Source organism: Kitasatospora sp. NPDC059747, assembly GCF_042732955.1.
GTDB lineage: Bacteria > Actinomycetota > Actinomycetes > Streptomycetales > Streptomycetaceae > Kitasatospora.
Genome location: NZ_JBHWGV010000151.1, coordinates 1 through 19,011 on the forward strand (window position 1 = coordinate 1; position 19,011 = coordinate 19,011).

The 19,011-nt window shown below is 72.3% G+C and carries 17 protein-coding genes and 2 riboswitches; of the genes, 10 read left to right on the top strand and 7 right to left on the bottom strand.

What is annotated here, in order from left to right; translation table 11 throughout:
- From ACFV4G_RS38640 to ACFV4G_RS38655, 4 genes are all read right to left on the bottom strand, one after another.
- Positions 1-1,409, bottom strand: a 1,409-nt coding sequence (locus ACFV4G_RS38640; protein ID WP_380447428.1) for a cytochrome bc complex cytochrome b subunit, incomplete at its 3' end; no start/stop codon positions are given.
- Positions 1,406-2,458: a Rieske 2Fe-2S domain-containing protein gene (locus tag ACFV4G_RS38645; protein WP_380447430.1), complete on the bottom strand. Its 1,053-nt coding sequence runs from the start codon at positions 2,456-2,458 to the stop codon at positions 1,406-1,408. The genes ACFV4G_RS38640 and ACFV4G_RS38645, both read right to left, overlap by 4 nt.
- Before the next feature lie 8 nt (positions 2,459-2,466).
- Positions 2,467-3,276: a c-type cytochrome gene (locus tag ACFV4G_RS38650; RefSeq protein ID WP_380447432.1), complete on the bottom strand. Its 810-nt coding sequence runs from the start codon at positions 3,274-3,276 to the stop codon at positions 2,467-2,469.
- A 187-nt stretch (positions 3,277-3,463) separates the two neighbouring features.
- A complete protein-coding gene (locus ACFV4G_RS38655; RefSeq protein ID WP_030301107.1) occupies positions 3,464-4,084 on the bottom strand; it encodes a heme-copper oxidase subunit III in 621 nt (206 codons plus the stop codon).
- Between the two features lie 398 nt (positions 4,085-4,482).
- Here ACFV4G_RS38655 and ACFV4G_RS38660 point away from each other — a divergent pair, with 398 nt between their 5' ends.
- The 3 genes from ACFV4G_RS38660 to ACFV4G_RS38670 all read left to right on the top strand — a co-directional run bounded on the left by ACFV4G_RS38660 (position 4,483) and on the right by ACFV4G_RS38670 (position 7,745).
- Complete coding sequence (locus ACFV4G_RS38660; RefSeq protein WP_359967869.1) at positions 4,483-4,908, top strand: hypothetical protein; 426 nt, start codon at positions 4,483-4,485, stop codon at positions 4,906-4,908.
- A gap of 116 nt (positions 4,909-5,024) precedes the next feature.
- Positions 5,025-6,101, top strand: a complete 1,077-nt coding sequence (gene trpD / locus ACFV4G_RS38665; RefSeq protein WP_380447434.1) for an anthranilate phosphoribosyltransferase — start codon at positions 5,025-5,027, stop codon at positions 6,099-6,101.
- 109 nt (positions 6,102-6,210) lie between these two features.
- Positions 6,211-6,328: riboswitch (SAM riboswitch) on the top strand.
- Between the two features lie 52 nt (positions 6,329-6,380).
- Positions 6,381-7,745: an aminotransferase class V-fold PLP-dependent enzyme gene (locus tag ACFV4G_RS38670; RefSeq protein ID WP_380447436.1), complete on the top strand. Its 1,365-nt coding sequence runs from the start codon at positions 6,381-6,383 to the stop codon at positions 7,743-7,745.
- Between the two features lie 10 nt (positions 7,746-7,755).
- On the opposite strand, the gene ACFV4G_RS38675 is transcribed toward ACFV4G_RS38670, so the two are convergent.
- Positions 7,756-8,037 (bottom strand): Lrp/AsnC ligand binding domain-containing protein, encoded by a 282-nt coding sequence (locus ACFV4G_RS38675; RefSeq protein WP_380447438.1) that lies wholly within the window; start codon positions 8,035-8,037, stop codon positions 7,756-7,758.
- A 41-nt stretch (positions 8,038-8,078) separates the two neighbouring features.
- Positions 8,079-8,861: a rhomboid family intramembrane serine protease gene (locus tag ACFV4G_RS38680; RefSeq protein ID WP_380447440.1), complete on the bottom strand. Its 783-nt coding sequence runs from the start codon at positions 8,859-8,861 to the stop codon at positions 8,079-8,081.
- Positions 8,862-9,063: 202 nt separating this feature from the next.
- On the opposite strand from ACFV4G_RS38680, the gene ACFV4G_RS38685 reads away from it, so the two are divergent.
- The 6 genes from ACFV4G_RS38685 (at position 9,064) to ACFV4G_RS38710 (ending at position 16,240) form a co-directional block, all read left to right on the top strand.
- Positions 9,064-9,327, top strand: coding sequence for a hypothetical protein (locus ACFV4G_RS38685; RefSeq protein ID WP_380447442.1), 264 nt, complete (start codon positions 9,064-9,066; stop codon positions 9,325-9,327).
- A 137-nt stretch (positions 9,328-9,464) separates the two neighbouring features.
- Positions 9,465-10,907 (top strand): NYN domain-containing protein, encoded by a 1,443-nt coding sequence (locus tag ACFV4G_RS38690; protein ID WP_380447444.1) that lies wholly within the window; start codon positions 9,465-9,467, stop codon positions 10,905-10,907.
- A gap of 200 nt (positions 10,908-11,107) precedes the next feature.
- Positions 11,108-12,145, top strand: a complete 1,038-nt coding sequence (locus ACFV4G_RS38695; RefSeq protein WP_380447446.1) for an NlpC/P60 family protein — start codon at positions 11,108-11,110, stop codon at positions 12,143-12,145.
- Positions 12,146-12,493: 348 nt separating this feature from the next.
- A riboswitch (cyclic di-AMP (ydaO/yuaA leader) is annotated at positions 12,494-12,647 on the top strand.
- 10 nt (positions 12,648-12,657) lie between these two features.
- A complete protein-coding gene (locus ACFV4G_RS38700; RefSeq protein ID WP_380447448.1) occupies positions 12,658-13,782 on the top strand; it encodes an NlpC/P60 family protein in 1,125 nt (374 codons plus the stop codon).
- Between the two features lie 227 nt (positions 13,783-14,009).
- Entirely contained in the window at positions 14,010-15,056 is a 1,047-nt protein-coding gene (locus tag ACFV4G_RS38705; RefSeq protein ID WP_380447450.1) for an NlpC/P60 family protein, read from the top strand.
- A gap of 38 nt (positions 15,057-15,094) precedes the next feature.
- On the top strand, positions 15,095-16,240 hold the full coding sequence (locus ACFV4G_RS38710) for a hypothetical protein (RefSeq protein WP_380447452.1): 1,146 nt from the start codon (positions 15,095-15,097) through the stop codon (positions 16,238-16,240).
- 5 nt (positions 16,241-16,245) lie between these two features.
- Here the strand turns inward: ACFV4G_RS38710 and ACFV4G_RS38715 are convergent, their stop codons facing one another.
- Positions 16,246-17,607 (bottom strand): glycosyltransferase 87 family protein, encoded by a 1,362-nt coding sequence (locus ACFV4G_RS38715; RefSeq protein ID WP_380447454.1) that lies wholly within the window; start codon positions 17,605-17,607, stop codon positions 16,246-16,248.
- 213 nt (positions 17,608-17,820) lie between these two features.
- Here ACFV4G_RS38715 and ACFV4G_RS38720 point away from each other — a divergent pair, with 213 nt between their 5' ends.
- Positions 17,821-18,963 (top strand): glycosyltransferase family 4 protein, encoded by a 1,143-nt coding sequence (locus ACFV4G_RS38720; RefSeq protein ID WP_380447456.1) that lies wholly within the window; start codon positions 17,821-17,823, stop codon positions 18,961-18,963.
- Positions 18,964-19,011: the final 48 nt, after the last annotated feature.

Genomic DNA, 19,011 nt, shown 5'->3' on the forward strand with positions numbered 1-19,011 from the left:
GGCAGGCGCTTGATGACGCCGGTCTCGCGGCCGTGCAGCACCTTCTCCTTGTCACGGCGCTGGAGGCCGAGGCACCAGCGCTTGGTGACGATGAAGGTGATGACCGGCACCACGAAGAAGCCGGCGCGCACGAAGTAGGTGATCGAGTTCAGCGACAGGTGGAAGTGCGTGGCGAACAGGTCGTTGCCACCACCGATCAGCAGGACCAGGTAGAGGCTGATCCACGCGGCGCCCAGGGCGGTGCGGACCGGGGCGTTGCGCGGGCGGTCCAGGATGTGGTGCTCGCGCTTGTCGCCGGTGATCCAGCCCTCGATGAACGGGTAGACCGCGATCGCGACCAGGACCAGCGGGAAGATCATCAGCGGGACGAACACGCCCAGGTTCAGGGTGTGGCCCCACAGGCTGATCTCCCAGCCCGGCATGACGCGGATCAGGCCCTCGGAGAAGCCCATGTACCAGTCCGGCTGGGCGTCGGTCGACACCTGGTCGGGGCGGTACGGGCCGTACGCCCAGATCGGGTTGATCGACGCGATCGCCGAGATGGCGGCGATGATGCCGAACACCAGGAAGAAGAAGCCACCGGCCTTGGCCATGTAGACCGGCATCAGCGGCATGCCGACGACGTTCTTCTCGGTCTTGCCCGGGCCCGCCCACTGGGTGTGCTTGTGGTAGAAGACCAGGATCAGGTGAGCCACCAGCAGGCCGAGCATGATGCCCGGGATCAGCAGCACGTGGATCGTGAAGAACCGCGGGATGATGTCGGTGCCGGGGAACTCGCCCCCGTACAGGAACATCTGGATGTAGGTGCCCACCAGCGGGACGGCGAGGATCGCGCCTTCCATGAAGCGGATACCGGTGCCCGACAGCAGGTCGTCCGGCAGCGAGTAGCCGAAGAAGCCGTCGAACATGCCCAGGACCAGCAGCAGGAAGCCGAAGACCCAGTTGATCTCACGCGGCTTGCGGAACGCGCCGGTGAAGAACACGCGCATCATGTGCACGAGCATCGCCGCCACGAAGACCAGGGCGGCCCAGTGGTGGATCTGGCGGATCAGCAGACCGCCGCGGACCTCGAAGCTGATGTTCACGGTCGACGCGTACGCCTCGGACATGCCGATGCCCTTGAGGGGCACGTACGAGCCGTTGTAGACGACCTCGGCCATCGACGGCTTGAAGAACAGCGTCAGGTACACGCCCGTCAGGATGATGATGACGAACGAGTAGAGGCAGATCTCGCCCAGCATGAAGGACCAGTGGTCCGGGAAGATCTTGCGCAGGTTGGCCTTGGCGAGGGAGTAGATCCCCAGCCGGCCGTCCGTCCAGTCAGCCGCGGCCTCCCACTTGTTGGCGGGGTTGGCGCGCGTGCTGGTGGGCTTGGCGGCACCGGAGGTGGTGCTGCTCGCGCTACTCATCGAGCACGCTCCCAGTAGCTCGGGCCGACAGGCTCTTCGAAGTCGCCGGTGGCGACCAGGTGACCCTGTTCGTCAGTGGTGATCTTCAGCTGCGGCAGGGGGTGGCCGGCCGGGCCGAAGATGACGCGCGCGCCGTCCGACAGGTCGAAGGTCGACTGGTGGCACGGGCAGAGCGCGTGGTGGGTCTGCTGCTCGTAGAGGCTGATCGGGCAGCCGACGTGGGTGCAGATCTTCGAGTAGGCGAGGATGCCCTCGAAGCCCTTCTCCCGGGACTTGTCGTCCTTGATGTCGTCCGGCGCGATGCGCACCAGCATCAGGGCGTCCTTGGCGATGGCCTGCTGGAAGTCCTCGTCGTGGACGTGCAGCCCCTCGGGCATGGCGAAGGTCAGCGAGCCGATGACGATGTCTTCGGCCTTCATCGGCAGGTTGGTGCTCATGTTGATGAGCTGCAGCGGCTTGGCCGGAGTCGCCTCCTTCCAGCCCGTCTCCTTCAGCTTCTTCTCGGGCAGCGGCCCGAGGTCGCGGAGCAGGACCACGCCGGAGAGCGGGACCAGCGCCATCGAGCCGATGAGGGTGTTGCGGATCATCTTCCGACGACCGAAGCCGGACTCGGCGGCACCGGTCTTGAACTGGTCGATGACGTCCGCGCGGACCTCGTCGTCGGCCTCGATCGGGTGACGCTCGGCCGGCAGCTCGACGTCCGACATCAGGGTGCGGGCCCAGTGGACCGCGCCCGCGCCGATCAGGAACAGCGCGACGCCCAGGGTCAGGCCGAGCGCGAAGTTCAGCGCGCTGACGTGACCGAGCGGGAAGATGTAGACGATCTTGTCGGGGTCGATGCCCACGTACGACGCGATGAAGCCGATGGTGGCGATCATCGAGATCACGAACATCAGCGACACCTGGCGCTCGGCGCGCTTGGCGGCCCGCTCGTCGATGTCGGTGCGACGGGGCTCGTGGGCCGGCAGGCCCGGGTCGGCGAACGGGTCGCCGTGCTCGGCGACCTCGCCGGCGGAGCCGTGGTGCTCCGGAAGCTTCTCTTCTGACATGTCGTGGCTCATGACTTCTTGGCCTTGGGGGTGTGGGCGGCGACCCAGATCGCGACCGCGATGAGCACGCCGAGACCGAAGATCCAGCCGAACAGGCCCTCGGTCACCGGACCGAGGCTGCCGAGCGTGAGACCGCCGGGGTTGGGCTCATCGTTGGTGGTGTGGCGGACGAAGGCCACGATCTGCTTCTTCTGCTCCTCGGGCATGGTGGTGTCCGGGAACGACGGCATGTTCTGCGGGCCGGTCTGCATGGCCTCGTAGATGTGCTTGGCGTCCACGCCCTCCAGCGACGGCGCGTACTTGCCCTTGGTCAGGGCACCACCCTGGCCGGCGAAGTTGTGGCACTGGGCGCAGTTGGTGCGGAACAGCTCGCCACCCTTGGAGATGTCCTCGGGGTTGGTCGAGGTGTACTGCTCCTGGGTCGGCGTCACCGGGCCGGGGCCGAGCGAGGCCACGAAGGCGGCGAGCTGGTCGATCTCGGCCTGCGAGTAGATGTTCTTCTTGCGCGGGACCTGCGAGCCGGGCTGCTGGGCCGGCATGCGGCCGGTGGCGACCTGGAAGTCGACGGCGGCGGAACCGACGCCGACCAGGCTCGGGCCGTCGCTGCTGCCCTCGCCGTTCAGGCCGTGGCAGGACGAGCAGCCGACGGCGAAGAGCTTCTTACCCTCGTCGATCGCGAGCGACTGCGCGGCGACGTCGGCCTGCGCCTTGCCGGCGGGCGCGAACACGGCGTACAGCCCCCCGGTTGCCGCCAGGGCGAGAAGTAGGACGACCAGCGCCGCCAATGGGTGGCGCCGTCGTGCGGAGAGCTTTTTCACGGAATAACCCCGGTGTCAGGATCTGGTCGACTGGTGGGTGCACCCGGCTGCCGGTCTGGCCGGCACGAGGCGGCCCGGCTAGGGCTGCGCGCGCGGTCGGTCGGTGGGAGCGTCGGCACCGGCAGAAGCGGCCCTGCGCCGGTGAGGGCGGGGGCCGCAGCCGGTGGCCAGCGACCTGATCAGCTGGTTACTTGATCAGGTAGATGGTCGCGAACAGGCCGATCCACACGACGTCGACGAAGTGCCAGTAGTACGACACCACGATGGCGGCGGTGGCCTGCTCGTGCGTGAAGCGCTTGGCTGCGTACGTCCGTCCCAGGACCAGCAGGAAGGCGATCAGACCACCCGTCACGTGCAGACCGTGGAAGCCGGTGGTCAGGTAGAACACCGTGCCGTACGGGTCGGAGGACAGCGAGAGGCCGTCCTTCTTGACCAGCTCGGTGTACTCGAAGATCTGACCGCCGATGAAGATCGCGCCCATCACGAAGGTGATGACGAACCACGAGCGGAGCTTCTTCACGTCCCCGCGCTCGGCGGCGAACACGCCGAGCTGGCAGGTCAGCGAGGAGAGCACCAGGATCGTGGTGTTGACCGAGGAGAAGGGCACGTTGAGGGCGTGCGCCTTCTCGGTCCAGAACTCCGGCCCCTTGACGGAGCGGAGCGTGAAGTACATCGCGAAGAGGGCCGCGAAGAACATCAACTCGGAACTGAGCCAGACGATCGTTCCGACGCTGACCATGTTCGGCCGGTTGACCGATCCGTGCGCGTGCCCGGTTTCTACTGCTGTTGCTGTCGCCACGACGGACATTATGTCGGTCCCTTATTCCGTCTTCACGCCGGGGGGTCTCCCTCGGAGTGTCCGGTGCGTGCGGTATGCCCGCTTGGGGGGCACCCAGGTGCCCGGACGGCACCTGAGCAGCGGCGTGTCCCTTTTCTGACGGTTCCTCGGAGGGCCCTTGGACCCCGTTGCCCAGCGTGTCGATGCACGGTCGGCGCAGTGCCCGGAGGTAGGGGAGCGGGCCCGGCTGTCGGCCGTCCGGGTGGACTGCGCGTGGCCGGGTGACGGGGCGTCCTCCGGGCGGGTGAGCCCCGGGCGCGGCGCCTTGAGGAGGAACGCGCGCGGGGGAGGGCTCGGCCGGGGGTGATCCGGAGTAGCATCCGGGTCAGGCGAACGTGGTCCGGATCACACTTGAGGGAGCAGGGTCAATGGCGTACACGACCGATGAGACGCTCACCGTCCTCGTCTACAGCGACGACCGCAACACCCGCGAGCAGGTGCTGACGGCGCTCGGCCGCCGGCCCGCCGAGGATCTGCCGGAGCTGTCCTACCTGGAGTGCGCGACCACCCCCGCGGTGCTGCGGGCGCTGGAGAAGGGCGGCGTCGACCTCTGCATCCTGGACGGCGAGGCGGTGCCGGCCGGCGGGCTCGGACTCGGGCGCCAGCTCAAGGACGAGATCTACGGCTGCCCGCCGGTGCTGGTGCTGATCGGCCGGCCGCAGGACTCCTGGCTGGCCGCCTGGAGCCGGGCCGACGCGGCGATCTCGCGCCCGGTCGACCCGGTCGCGCTGGCCGGGGCGGTGGCCACGCTGCTGCGGGCGCGCCTGGCCAAGCGGGCCCCCGCGACGCGCTGAGCGGCGCCGTCTCAGTACTAGAGAAGACAGGGCCGGAGGTACCCCGCCGCTCGATAGGCTGACTCCATCCGTACGGACGTCCCCCCTGGGGGAACCGACAACAGCTGGAGTCAGCCATGGTGAACGTGAACCCTGCGAACGGTGGTACCGACCCCGCGCAGGTGGTCCGCACCTGGCCGGACCTCCTGGCGGCGCTGTTGAAGGGGGAGGACCTCGACCGCTCGGCCACCGCGTGGGCGATGGACCGGATCATGAGCGGCGAGGCGTCCCCCGTCCAGGTCGCCGGGTTCATGGTGGCGCTGCGGGCCAAGGGCGAGACGGTCGACGAGATCAGCGGCCTGGTGGACGCGATGTACGCGCACGCCGAGCCGCTGGACATCCCGGGCCCGGCGGTGGACATCGTCGGTACCGGCGGCGACCGCGCCAAGACCGTCAACATCTCCACGATGTCCGCGATCGTCGCCGCGGCCGCCGGTGCCAAGGTGGTCAAGCACGGCAACCGGGCGTCCTCCTCGGCGAGCGGGTCGTCGGACGTGCTGGAGAAGCTCGGCATCGCCCTGGACCTGTCGGCCCGGCGGGTCGCCGAGGTGGCCGAGGAGGTCGGGCTCACCTTCTGCTTCGCGGCGAGGTTCCACCCGTCGATGCGGCACGCCGCCACCGCCCGGCGCGACCTCGGGGTGCCGACCGCGTTCAACATCCTCGGCCCGCTGACCAACCCGGCGAAGGTCACCGCGCACGCCGTCGGCTGCTTCGACACCCGGCTCGCCGGGCTGATCGCGGGCGTCCTCGCCCGGCGCGGCTCCACGGCGCTGGTCTTCCGCGGCGACGACGGCCTGGACGAGCTGACCGTCACCACGACGTCGCAGGTGTGGATCGTGCGGGACGGCATCGTCACCGAGACCGCCTTCGACCCGCGGGACGTCGGCATCGAGCTCGTCGGCATCGAGGCGCTCCGCGGGGCGGACGCCTCCTACAACGCCGAGGTCGCGCGCCGGCTGCTGGCCGGGGAGCGCGGGCCGGTGCGGGACGCCGTCCTGCTCAACACGGCGGCGGCGCTGGTGGCGCTGGACCTGACGGACGCGCCGCTCGCCGAGCAGCTGGCGGCCGGCATGGAGCGGGCCGCGGCGGCCGTGGACTCGGGCGCGGCGCAGGAGCTGCTGCGGCGCTGGTCGGAGGCCACCGGCCGGGACTGACAAGCGAGTTGAGGGGCCCGTGGCAGTTCGTCGCCGCGGGCCCCTTCGGCTGTCCGGATGGTGGATGCCTGTTTGACCACCGGGCGGACGCGACCTAGAGTCCTGTCCAGGTCATGAGTGACAGCGACAAGCCCCAGCTTGCTGTCCGGCAACCCTCCGTCCGTGGCGGGGTGCCCTGGGTGAGGACCGGGCCGCGCGGCGAACCGTCCGCGAGGCAAGCGCGGACGCCCGACGACTAGCACTCCCGGGGTCCCTCGACCTCCGAAGGAGTGCATCCTCATGTCCCTTGCCACCGAAATCTGCGCCCCCCTGGCCGTCCTCGGCCACGACGTCCAGGTGCCGCTCGTCAACGGCGAGAAGGTCGGCTACGCGCCGCTCGACTACGCGGCCAGCTCGCCGGCGCTGCAGCGGGTGTGGGACGACGTCGCCGCGTACGCCCCCTACTACGGCAGCGTGCACCGCGGCGCCGGGTACCTCTCGCAGCTGTCCACCGACCTGTTCGAGCAGAGCCGCCGGACCGTCGGCGAGTTCCTCGGCCTGCGCGAGGGCGACCAGGTGGTCTTCACCCGGGCCACCACCGACTCGCTCAACCTGCTCGCCGCCGCGCTGCCGGCCGGCACCCGGGTGTTCGCGTTCGAGACCGAGCACCACGCCTCGCTGCTGCCCTGGGCCCACGCCGGGCTCGACGTCACCTACCTGCGCGCTCCCCGCTCGCACGCCGAGGCCGTCGCCGCGCTGGACGCCGCGCTCGCCGGGGCGCCCGAGGGCCCGAAGCTGCTGTGCGTCACCGGCGCCTCGAACGTCACCGGCGAGCTGTGGCCGGTCGCCGAGCTCACCGCGACCGCGCACCGGCACGGCGCCCGGGTGGTGCTGGACGCCGCGCAGCTCGCCCCGCACCACCGGGTCTCGGTGGCCGAGCTGGACGTCGACTGGATCGCCTTCTCCGGCCACAAGATCTACGCGCCGTTCGGTGCCGGGGTGCTGGCCGGCCGGGCGGACTGGCTGGACGCGGCCGAGCCGTACCTGGCCGGCGGCGGCGCGACCCGGACGGTGGCCCGGGAGGCCGACGGCTCGGTGGCCGTCCAGTGGCACACCGGCCCGGCCCGGCACGAGGCCGGCTCGCCGAACGTCATCGGCGCCTACGCCATCGCGTCCGCCTGCCGGGCGCTGAGCGAGGCCGGCTTCGACGCGCTGGAGGCCCGCGAGCAGGCGCTGATCGCCCGGCTCACGGCCGGGCTGGCGGAGATCCCGCAGGTCAAGGTGCTGAGCCTGTTCGGCTCCGACTCGGCGCGGGTGGGCGTGCTGTCCTTCGTCGTCCGGGGCTGGAACAGCTCGCACTTCTCGGCCGCGCTCTCCGCCGAGTACGGCATCGGCGTGCGCGACGGGCTGTTCTGCGCGCACCCGCTGGTGCGCACGCTGCTCGGCGACGAGGACGTGGCGCCGTCCGAGTGCGGCGCGCCGGAGCCGTCGCTGCCGGGCGAGCGCAGCCTGAACGCCATCCGGGTCAGCTTCGGCGCCGGGACCCCGGACGAGCACGTCGACCGCTTCCTGACCGCCGTCCGCGAGCTGGTCACGGACGGCGCGGCGTGGAACTACCGGAACGAGGGCGGCCGTTGCGTCGCCGACACTCGCCGTGAGGACTGAGGACTGAGGACTACTCGTCCAGGCCGAGCGCGAACGCGGCCTCCAGGTCGTGCTGGGAGTAGGTGCGGAAGGCGATCTGGGTCTCGGTGTGGGCGACGCCCGGGACCTTGTTCAGCCGGCCCGGGATGACGTCGGCCAGGTCGTCGTGCTTGCGCACCCGCACCATCGCGACCAGGTCGTAGCCGCCGGTCACCGAGTACACCTCGCTGACGCCCTCGATGGCGGCGATGGCCTCGGCGATCTCCGGGATGCGGTCGACACTGGTCTTGATCAGGACGATGGCGGTGATCACTGTTCCGGCTCCTTCGTGGGGTGGCGCCAGCGTATCGGGCCTCAGCCGGGTCGTCTCGGGGGGTGACCGACGACGGTGCAGGCGTAGAGGAAGCCGGCACAGAAGCCGATCACGTGGACCAGGTAGGCGACCCCGGGCCCGGCCGAGTGCACCGACCACCACTGCAGGGCGAACCAGAGGCCCAGCACGAGCCAGGCCGGGAACCGCAGCGGCAGGAAGAGCAGCAGCGGGACGAGCGTCGTCACCCGGGAGCGCGGGTGGAAGCGCAGGTAGGCGCCCAGGACGGCGGAGATCGCGCCGGAGGCTCCGATCAGGACGCGGGTGGAGTCCGCCGAGTGCGCCTCGGCGAGGGCGAAGCCGTACGTCGCGAGGCTCCCGGCGGCCAGGTAGAAGAGGAGGAAGCGGGCCCGGCCGACCCGCCGTTCGACGGTGGGGCCGAAGACGTGGAGGAAGAGCAGGTTGCCGGCCAGGTGCAGCCAGCCGGCGTGCAGGAAGAGGCCGGTGAGGACGGAGACGGCCGGGCGCTTGCCCGGCGTGGGAGCGGCCGGGCAGCCGGGGGCCGGGTCCGGGGCCTCGGCGAGCTGTTCGGCCGTCAGCGGGCGCCCGGCCAGCAGTTCGGCGGGGACGGCGCCCCAGCGCTGCTCGTACCGCTGCTCGGCGCAGAGCCGGGCCTGCCCGGTGCCGTAGAGGGGGTTGAGTCCGGCGGCCGGCCCGAACAGGAAGACCAGGGTGTTGAGCGCGATCAGGGCGTAGGTGACCGCCGGGGCGGGCACCGCGGGGCCGCCGTCCCGCGCGTCGGTGTGGCCGGGGGCCGCGAGCGCCATGCGGCCAAGCATCCCTCCGCGGGCCCTCCGTGACACCGCGCTGTACGGCAGGTGGACTAGCCGTCCCGATCGCCCGAACCGGTGGCCGTGATGGTTGCCCCAGGCAATAGGCTTGGGGCGGGCATTCCCGCCTCCCGCCGCCGATGCCGGGGCTCCGGGGGGAGCGCCTAGCCCACCCAGGGACCACCCGAGAGGACCCCCGATGACCGTCCCCGCTCTGACCGCCGAGACGCGTTGGCGCTGCACCCTGTGCGGCAACCTCACCCGCTTCGACGTGACCCGCTCCGCGCGGGTCACCGAGTTCCTGCACTTCGACCTGGCCGGCGAGTCCAAGGTCGAGGAGACCGAAGTCCTGAGCGAGACGGTCGAGACGGTGCGCTGCCGCTGGTGCAACGCGGTGGACCAGGTCGAGCTGGTCGCCCGCCCGGGCGCGGACGACGCGGCGGTCGAGGCCGAGCAGGGTTGATGCCCCGCCGGTGCGGTGGACGGTGCACGGCACGGCCGTCCGCCGCACGGGACAATACAGACAGAACGCACGGAGCGTGACGACAGGGACGGCGGCCGCGGGGCCGCACCCGTTGGACCAGGATCGGAGCCGAGGACGTGGTGGACGCAGCGAGGGAGCCCGCCGGACCGCAGGGGCAGCCCGCTGCGGAGCCGGCTGCCGGGGCGGCGGGGGCCGCCGACGGTGCCGCCGCGTCCGGAACCGCCGCGGACCCGGGAGCAGGCCGTCCCGCCGAGAAGCTCGACCGGCCGCTGCCGGAGGGCGTGCGCCGGCGCGTGGTCGGCCTGGCCGCGGACGCGCTCGGCGGACTGCCGCCCGGCGAGCTGCCGCAGAGCCTGCGTCAGTACGCCAAGTTCACCCCGGCCCGGCGGGCCAAGTACGCGGCCACGGCGATCGCGGCGGCGCTGGAGTCGGAGCCGGCCTTCCGGCTGCGGATAGCGGAGCGGCTGCGGCTGGGCCAGCCGGACCTGGTGAAGGCGCTGGAGTCGGGCAGCGTCCCCGGCGCCGCCGATCCGATGGACGTCGCGGCCGCCGCCTACCTGGTGCGGTCGGCGGGCTGGAGCCGGCTGGTCGCCGAGGCCGGCGAGGAGGCCGAGCGGGCCGGCGCCGAGGGCGCGGCCGCGGAGGCGGCCCGGCTGGTGGAGAAGCTGCAGGCCGAGCTGGCCGAGGTGCGGGCCGGGGCGCGCGCGGACCTGGACCGGCAGCGGGCCGAGTCCGAGGACGTCCGGCGGGAGGCCGACTCGCTGCGCAAGAAGGTGCGTTCGCTGGAGAGCGACACCCGCCGGGCGCAGGCCGAGACCCGTCGGCTGGCCGGTGAGCTGGAGGCGCTGCGCGCGCAGGCGGCGACCGAGCGCAGTGCGGCCGAGAGCGAGGCACGGCGGCTGCGGCACCGCGTCGGCGAGCTGGAGACCGCCGCCGAGCAGGGCCGCCGTTCGGCCCGCGAGGGGCGCAGCGTGGAGGACATGCGGCTGCGGCTGCTGCTGGACACCGTGCTGCAGTCGGCGCAGGGGCTGCAGCGCGAGCTGGCGCTGCCGGTGTCGCAGATCCGCCCGGCGGACCTGGTGGAGGCGGTGGTGCCGGGTTCGGCCTCGCCGCACGACGTGGCCCGGCGCGGGCTCGCGGAGGACGATCCGGCCCTGCTGGACCAGCTGCTGGCGATCCCGCAGGTGCACCTGGTGGTGGACGGCTACAACGTGACGAAGACCGGCTATCCGACGCTGCCGCTGGAGCAGCAGCGGCTGCGGCTGCTGGGCGGGCTGGCGATGCTGGCCCAGCGCACGCAGGCGGAGGTCACGTGCGTGTTCGACGGGCAGGACCTGGACGTGCCGGTGATCATGGCGCCGCCGCGCGGGGTCCGGGTGCGCTTCAGCCGGACCGGCGAGACGGCGGACGAGCTGATCAGACGCCTGGTGCGGGCCGAGCCGCAGGGCCGTCCGGTCGTGGTGGTCTCCGCCGACCGGGAGGTCGCGGAGGGCGTGCGGAAGGCGGGCGCGCGCCCGGTCGCCTCGGTTCTGCTGCTGAACCGGCTGGCGCGGCCCTGATTCCGTGCCGATGGGGATGACGGCCGCTCAGCGTCCGGTTTGCGGTGATGTGCGGATTCGGTGAAGCGGCGTGGGGGCTCGGAGTTCACGCCTTTGGGGGAGTGGCGCAATGCCTGGATGTTCACTAGGGTCTGGCGTCAAACCTATTTTCCGGATTTCTCACCCGAACCGGTGAGTCCATGGAAGAAGGAGCAGGTCCCTTGGCCTCCCACCGCCGTCCCAAGCAGCCGAGCCGCGCGCGGGTCTCCGTGCTCACCGCTGCTGCTGCGACCGCGGTCGCGCTCTCCGCCCAGGTGGCCGCGCACGCCGCGCCGCAGCCGAACAAGACGGACGTCAAGGCGCAGATCGACGAACTGCAGCAGGAGCAGGAGCAGGCCGCCGAGAAGTACAACGGCGCCAAGGAGCGGGCCGACCAGCTGCGCAAGCAGGCCGACCAGCTCCAGGACCAGGTGGCCCGCGGCCAGGAGCAGATGACCCAGCTTCAGACCGGCCTCGCCGGCGTGGCGGGCGAGCAGTACCGCACCGGCGGCATCGACCCGTCCGTCCAGCTGATGCTCTCCTCCGACCCGAACAACTACCTGGCCAAGGCCTCCAGCGTGCAGCAGGCCACCGCCACCGAGACCGACGCGCTCAAGGGCCTGCTGGACCAGCAGCGCCGCCTGGACCAGGAGAAGGCCGAGGCCGCCGCGGTGCTGGCCTCCCTGGACTCCACCACCAAGGACCTGAACCAGTCCAAGGCGGACGTCAACGCCAAGCTCAAGCAGGCCCAGGACCTCCTCAACTCGCTCAGCGCCTCCGAGCGCGCCGCGCTGAAGGCCCAGCAGGCCCAGGACGACCGCGCCTCGCGCGGCACCGACCGGGTCGACCTGAGCAGCCTGCCGCCGGCCAGCGGCTACGCGGCCGTGGCCGTGGCCAAGGCGATGAGCAAGCAGGGCTCGCCGTACGTGTGGGGTGCCGTCGGCTCCAGCACCTTCGACTGCTCGGGCCTGATGCTCTGGTCGTACGGCCAGGCCGGCGTCTCGCTGCCGCGCACCTCGCAGGAGCAGGGCCACTACGGCACCCGGGTGCCCTCGCTGGACCAGGCCCAGCCCGGCGACCTGGTGATCTACGGTCCCGACATGCACCACGTCGCGATGTACATCGGCAACGGCATGGTGGTGCACGCGCCGCACACCGGCGACGTCGTCAAGGTGATGAAGGCCGACGCGATGCCGATCAACACCATCCGCCGGGTCTGACTCGCCGACACGCCGCGGGCCGGCGCGACGGCCCTGTGATCCGCGCCACCTCCCGAGTGGGGGTGGCGCGTTCGCTTGAGCGCGTTTCCCTGCGTTTCGCCGCGTTCGCGTGACAAGTGATCAGCCTTGCGTGCTGCTGCGATCACCTTCTGTCATCTTCACAAAAGAACTTGGTTATTCTTCCGCCTTTTTTCTGACAAGGATTTGAACCGATCACGGTTCAGTTACTAGGGTCGTGACCCGGACCACCGCACTGTCGATCGCCCAGCCAGGGTGGCGGCGGTGGTTCCCGCCGAGTTCGTGAAGCAGCGGGACGGGTCGAAGCGACCGTCCGACAGGGGAGCCCAGTGACAGGGGGCGCTGTGGAGCGGAGCCGGGGAACCACGTTCCTCCGGGGTGAATCGGCGCCAGGTCGGCCGGTGGAACGGCCGTGAGGCGTCGTAGGGCATGCTTCCGGCCCGAACCCGTCAGCTCACCCGGTAGGCGGACGTAGGAAGAAGGAGTCCGCCTTCGTGGCGTCCCATCGTCGTCCCAAGCCCGCCGGCCGTGCCCGAGTTTCCTTCCTGACCGGAGTTGCCGCGGCAGCCGTCGCCCTCTCCGCGCAGTCCGGCGCCCACGCCGACCCCGCGCCGACCAAGGACCAGGTCAAGGAGCAGGTCGACCAGCTCAACGAGCAGGCCGAGGTGGCGACCGAGCAGTACAACGCCGCCCAGGCCAAGCAGCAGGAGCTGCAGAAGCAGGTCAGCGGCCTGCAGGACCAGGTGGCCCGCCAGCAGGAGCAGGTGACCGACCTCCAGGGCGGCCTCGCCCAGATCGCCGGCGAGCAGTACCGCAACGGGGGCATATCCCCGACCGTCCAGCTGATGTTCTCGTCCAAGCCGGACAACTTCCTCAGCCAGGCCGACGCCCTGAACCAGGCCGGCAGCACCCAGAAGGGTCAGCTGAAGGAGCTCCAGGACCAGCAGCGCAAGCTGGACCAGGACCGCACCGAGGCCCAGGGCAAGCTCGCCGAGCTGGACGCGACCACCCAGCAGCTGAAGGCGTCCAAGGAGCAGATCCAGGGGAAGCTGACGGCCGCCCAGAACCTCTTCAACACCCTGTCCGAGCAGGAGCGCCAGGCCATCAAGGCGGCCGAGGACAAGGCCGCCGCCGATGCCAAGGCCAAGGCCGACGCCGCGAAGGCCCAGCAGGCCGCCGCCGACCGCGCCTCCCGCGACAGCAGCCGCACCGACCTCGGCTCGGCCCCGTCGTCCTCGCCGGTCGCCAAGCCGCCGGCGGCGGGCAGCTCGCGCGGTGCCGCCGCGCTGTCCTACGCCGCCACCAAGATCGGCAGCCCGTACGTCTGGGCCGCCACCGGCCCGAACTCCTTCGACTGCTCGGGCCTGATGGTCTGGGCCTTCGACCAGGCCGGCGTCTCGCTGCCGCGTACCTCGCAGGAGCAGGCCGGCGCCGGGACCCGGATCGGCACGGACCTCTCCCAGGCCCAGCCCGGCGACCTGCTGATCTTCTTCAACGACGCCCACCACGTCGGCATCTACGCCGGCAACGGCCAGGTGCTGCACGCGCCCAAGCCGGGTGCGAGCGTCCGCTACGAGGCGGTCACCAACATGCCGCTCTCGTCCATCGTGCGGGTCTGATTCCCCGCTCGGCTTCCCGCAGGCCCGGCCCTCCTCCCCGGAGGTCCGGGCCTGCGGCGTTTCCTTTCCTCGGACTGGTGTCCGATTCAGGGTCAAATATTCGGGTTGGGAGGGGTTTGGACTCGGTTGCCCGGACTCGCTAACGTCTGCCACCGGACTCCCGCTCCAGGACCGCCCGCTTGGGTGCGGCGGCGGGACCGGTCCGCAGGATTGGAGCAGCCGCCGCCATGCCCGTGCACCGCCGTTCCCAACTGCTCGCCCGTGCGCTGGTGCTGACCGCGGCCGCCACCACCGCCCTGGGCGTCACGACGGGCGGCAGCGCCCAGGCCGCCCCCGGCTCCCCGGACGCGCCCAGCCGCAAGGACGTCAAGGCGCAGGTCGAGCAGCTGTACAACGAGGCCGAACAGGCGTCGGAGAAGTACAACGCTGCGCAGGAGGCCCAGCAGCGGCTCCAGGGCGAGACCACCGTCCTCCAGGGCGAGATCGCCGCCGCCCAGGACCAGCTGAACCAGCTGCGCGGCGACCTCGCCACCGTGGCCGGCGCCGAGTACCGCTCCGGCGGCATGGCGCAGACCGTCCAGCTGATGCTCGCCACCGACCCGGAGGGCTACCTCGCCCGCGCCCGGAGCCTCGACCAGGCGACCGAGCGGCAGAACGAGACGCTGCACGAGCTGGTGACCCGTCAGCGCGGGCTCGACCAGCGCCGCACCGAGACCGCCGCCAAGCTCGCCGAGCTGGACCAGGCCCGCCGGACGCTCGCCGACAGCAAGCAGGAGATCCAGCAGCGGCTGGCCAAGGCCCAGCGGCTGCTCAACAGCCTGGGCGCCGCCGAGCGCTCCCGGATGGCCGCGCAGGACGCCCAGGAGGCCGAGCAGCGCGCGACCCGCGGCACCGACCGGCTGGACCTCGGCACCACCCCGCCCGCCTCCGAGCGCGGGGCGGCGGCGCTCGCGGCGGCGGTGCGGATGATCGGGTCGCCGTACGTGTACGGGTCCACCGGCCCCCGCGCGTTCGACTGTTCCGGTCTGATGTACTACAGCTGGCGGCAGGCGGGAGTGAGCCTGCCGCGCACCTCGCAGGCCCAGGCCTACGCCGGCCAGCGGGTGAGCCTGTCCGAAGCGCGACCGGGAGACCTGGTGATCTTCTACCGGGACATGCACCACGTCGGCATGTACGCCGGCGGCGGGGTGATCGTGCACGCCCCGTACCCGGGGGCCAGGGTGCGGTACGAGAGCGTCAACGCGATGCCCGTCGCGGGGGTGGTCCGGCTCTGAGCCCGACCCCGTCCGGACCGGACGCGATACGGCCCTGCGTGCTGTCCCGGCGAGGCGCCCTGCTGCTCGCCGCCGGAGGGCTGACCCAGCTGTCGCTGCCGCCCGTCGCCCCCGCGGCGGCCGGTCGGGGGCTCGGCGGGGCGGACGAGCGGACCGAGGTGGCGGCGGTGCTGGACGAACGCGCGCGCGAGCTGTCGGCCACCACCGGACTGCCGCTGACCGCCGGCTACCGCAACCTCGTCGTCTCCCCGGGCACGGGCCCCGGCCGGCTGACCGTCACGGCCGACCTGGACGTCCGGGTCACCGGCTACGACGAGTACCCCGCCGTCTACCCCCGCCGCCTCACGCTGACGCGGGCCGACGGCTGGCGGGTCGAGCGCGAGGACGCCGCGAGCGGGCCGCCGGCGCTCTGGGACTTCGGGACGGGACGGTCCGCGCGCGGCGCGCAGTGCCTGGTGCTCGGCCTCGCCGCCGGACCGGACCCGGCCGGGCCGGTCGCGATCGGCGACCGCGCCGTCCCCGCGGTGAGCGCGGTCTGGGGCACCGGCTGGGCGGGCCGACTGCTGCTGGAACTGCCCGCCACCGAGCCGCAGTTCGCCCGCCTGCTGGAGGCCGACCCGGCCGGCTGGACGGGCATGGCGGCGGTCACCGTGGCCGCCCCCGGCGCGCCCTCGCACACCCCGGCCGACCGGGTGCTGATCAACCCCGAGGCGTTCGGGCGGCTCAGCGACTTCGGCCGCCAGGTGGTCGTCACCCACGAGACCACCCACGTCGCGACCCGGGCCGACACCCGGGCCTGGACGCCGCTGTGGCTCTCCGAGGGCGTCGCCGACTGGACGGCCTACCGCGACTCCGGCCGCACGCCCCGCCAGATCGCCCCCGAGCTGGCCCGGGACGTGGCCGCGGGAAGGGTGCCCACGGCCCTGCCCGCCGACCGCGACTTCGCCGCGGGCACCACCGGCATCGCCCAGGCCTACGAACAGGCCTGGCTCGCCTGCCGGCTGATCGCCGCCCGCTTCGGCACCGCCCGCCTGGTCGCGTTCTACCGCGCGGTGGGCGCGGCGGACGGCGCGGGGGAGGACCGCGACCAGCGGATGGACCGGCTGTTCCGGGCCGAACTGGGCCTCGGTAAGGACGAGTTCACGCGGCTGTGGGTGGCCGAGGTAGCCGCCCTCAACGCCTAGGGCGGCTAACGCCCGGCCGGGGTGTTGGGCCGGTCGATCCCGTCGAGCAGGTCCTGCTCGTAGGCGATGCCCGGGCGGACCGGGTAGGAGCCGGCCGGGACGGGCTCCGGCTGCGTCAGCACGACGGTCGGCGGCAGCCGGTCCGTGCCCCGCGTGGAGCGCCAGAGGCGGACGCAGGACAGGACCGTCGCCGCCAGCAGGAGCAGGTTGCGCGCCGACAGGACGGCGATGGCCGCCGGGTCGCTCGCGAGGACCTGGGTGAACATCAGCGGGAATTCGAGCAGCGTGAGCGGCGCCGCGAGCAGGATCAGCAGTGCCACCGGCCGCTGGCTGCTGCCGCGGACCGTCAGGCAGACCGCCGCGACGCCGATCAGCCAGACCAGGTACTGCGGACTGATCACCCGGCTGGTGACGGTGAAGATCAGCAGCGCGGTCAGCGCCGCGTCGTACATCGTGGCCGCGTTGCGGCGCTTGGCGGTGTAGCGCCACAGCAGCAGCCACGCGAAGCCCAGCACGGTGCCGGCCATCATGACCTTGCCGACGACGCCGACCCAGGGCCCGAGCATCTCGGCCGAGCCGTAGTTCATCGTCACCCGGCCGTCCCAGCCGCCCGCGATCCGCGCGTAGTGCAGCGGCAGCGCGCCGAGCGACTCGACCTCGACGCCGCGGTCCTTCTGGAACGCCAGGAAGCCGAAGGCGCCGTTCATCCCGGCGGCCAGCAGGAAGCCCAGCGAGACGGTGGTGGCCGCCGCGAGCGTCCAGGAACGGCCGGTGCGGCGGCCGGAGGGGGTGCCGATCAGGCCGAGCAGCGGCCAGATCTTGACGATCCCGCCGAGGCCCAGCAGCATCCCGCCGACGGCCGGGCGGCGGATCAGCGCCAGCAGGCCGGCCACCGCGCTCGCGGTGACGATGATGTCGAAGCGGTTGTAGATCATCGGGCCGAGCAGCGGCACGGCCACCACCCACAGCCAGGCGCCGGTGAGCGCCCGGCCCCGGCGCAGGCCGGTGCGGACCAGCAGGGCCATCACGAGGGCGTCGGCGACCCCGCAGATCACCCAGAACGAGACCACGTACGACCACGGCAGCAGGCCGGGCAGCAGGATCACCAGGGCGGCGCCGGGCGGGTACTGCCAGGTGACGTCGTCGAACGGGAAGGTGCCGGTCTGCAGGACGCCGTACCAGGCGTGGTAGATCATCCAGACGTCCGCGGTGACGTCGCCGCCCGGCGAGCGCAGCACGCCGGTCACGAACAGCAGCAGCAGCGTCCGGGTGCCCGCCCAGGTGGCGACGAGTGCCGCGAGCGCCCCGAGCGGGCGGCCCGTGCGGGCACGGGAAGTACCGGTCTCGATGGCCGGGGCCAACTCCACAGCGCTCCCTCGTTCGTCTCGGACGTCCCCACCGGAGGCGTCGCGCGACGGACGCCCGGGCCGCCGTCCTCAGCGGCTCAGGTACTAGGACTGACCCGGGGGTGGAACGGTTGCCGTGCGTGCTTCCGTTCCCGGCGGGTCATGGTGTTGACCTATCGTACGGATCACCCAGCGGTACACCGAGCACCCCCCGACCGAGCGAGCCGTGGCCTGATGCACAGAACCTTGATCGTCACCAACGACTTCCCGCCGCGACCCGGCGGCATCCAGGCCTTCGTGCACAACATGGCCGTCCGTCAGCCCGCCGGGAGCATCGTGGTCTACGCCTCGACCTGGCGCGACGGCACCGAGGTCGCGCGCTTCGACGCCGAGCAGCCGTTCCCGGTGATCCGGGACCGGACGAAGGTGATGGTTCCCACACCGCGGGTCACCCGGCGGGCCGCCGAGATCCTCCGCGCGGAGAAGTGCGACTCGGTCTGGTTCGGCGCCGCCGCGCCGCTCGGCCTGATGGCGCCCGCGCTGCGCCGGGCCGGGGCCGGGCGGCTGCTGGGCATGACGCACGGGCACGAGGCCGCCTGGGCCCAGCTGCCGGCCGCCCGGCAGTTGCTGCGCCGGATCGGCGCGGGCACCGACGTGCTGACGTACCTGGGTGAGTACACCCGCTCCCGGATCGCGGGCGCGGTGGGACCGGAGGCCGCCGGCCGGATGGTGCAGCTGCCGCCGGGCGTGGACGAGACGACCTTCCACCCGGCCTCCGGGGGCGCCGAGGTGCGCCGCCGGCTGGGGCTGGCGGACCGGCCGGTGGTGGTGTGCGTCTCGCGCCTGGTGCCGCGCAAGGGCCAGGACACCCTGATCGAGGCGATGCCGCAGATCCTCGCCGACGTGCCGGACGCGGTGCTGCTGATCGTCGGCGGCGGCCCGTACCGGGCGGACCTGGAGAAGCTGGCCGACGCCAGGGGCGTGCGCGCCTCGGTGCGCTTCACCGGCTCCGTGCCGTGGGAGGAGCTGCCCGCCCACTACGGCGCCGGGGACGTCTTCGCGATGCCCTGCCGGACGCGGCGCGGCGGGCTCGACGTCGAGGGCCTCGGCATCGTGTACCTGGAGGCCTCGGCGACCGGTCTGCCCGTCGTGGCCGGCGACTCCGGCGGCGCGCCGGACGCGGTGCTGGAGGGCGAGACCGGGTACGTCGTGCCGGGTGGCTCGGCGTCGGCGGCGGCCGAGCGGATCGTCCGGCTGCTGCACGACGAGGAGCTGCGGCGGCGGATGGGCGAGGCCGGACGGCGCTGGGTGGAGCGCTCCTGGCGCTGGGACCTGCTGGCCGGGCGGCTGACCTCGCTGCTCGCGGTGGAGCGGTAGCGATCACGGACGCGCGAACGGGCCCGCCTCCTCGTCGGGAGGCGGGCC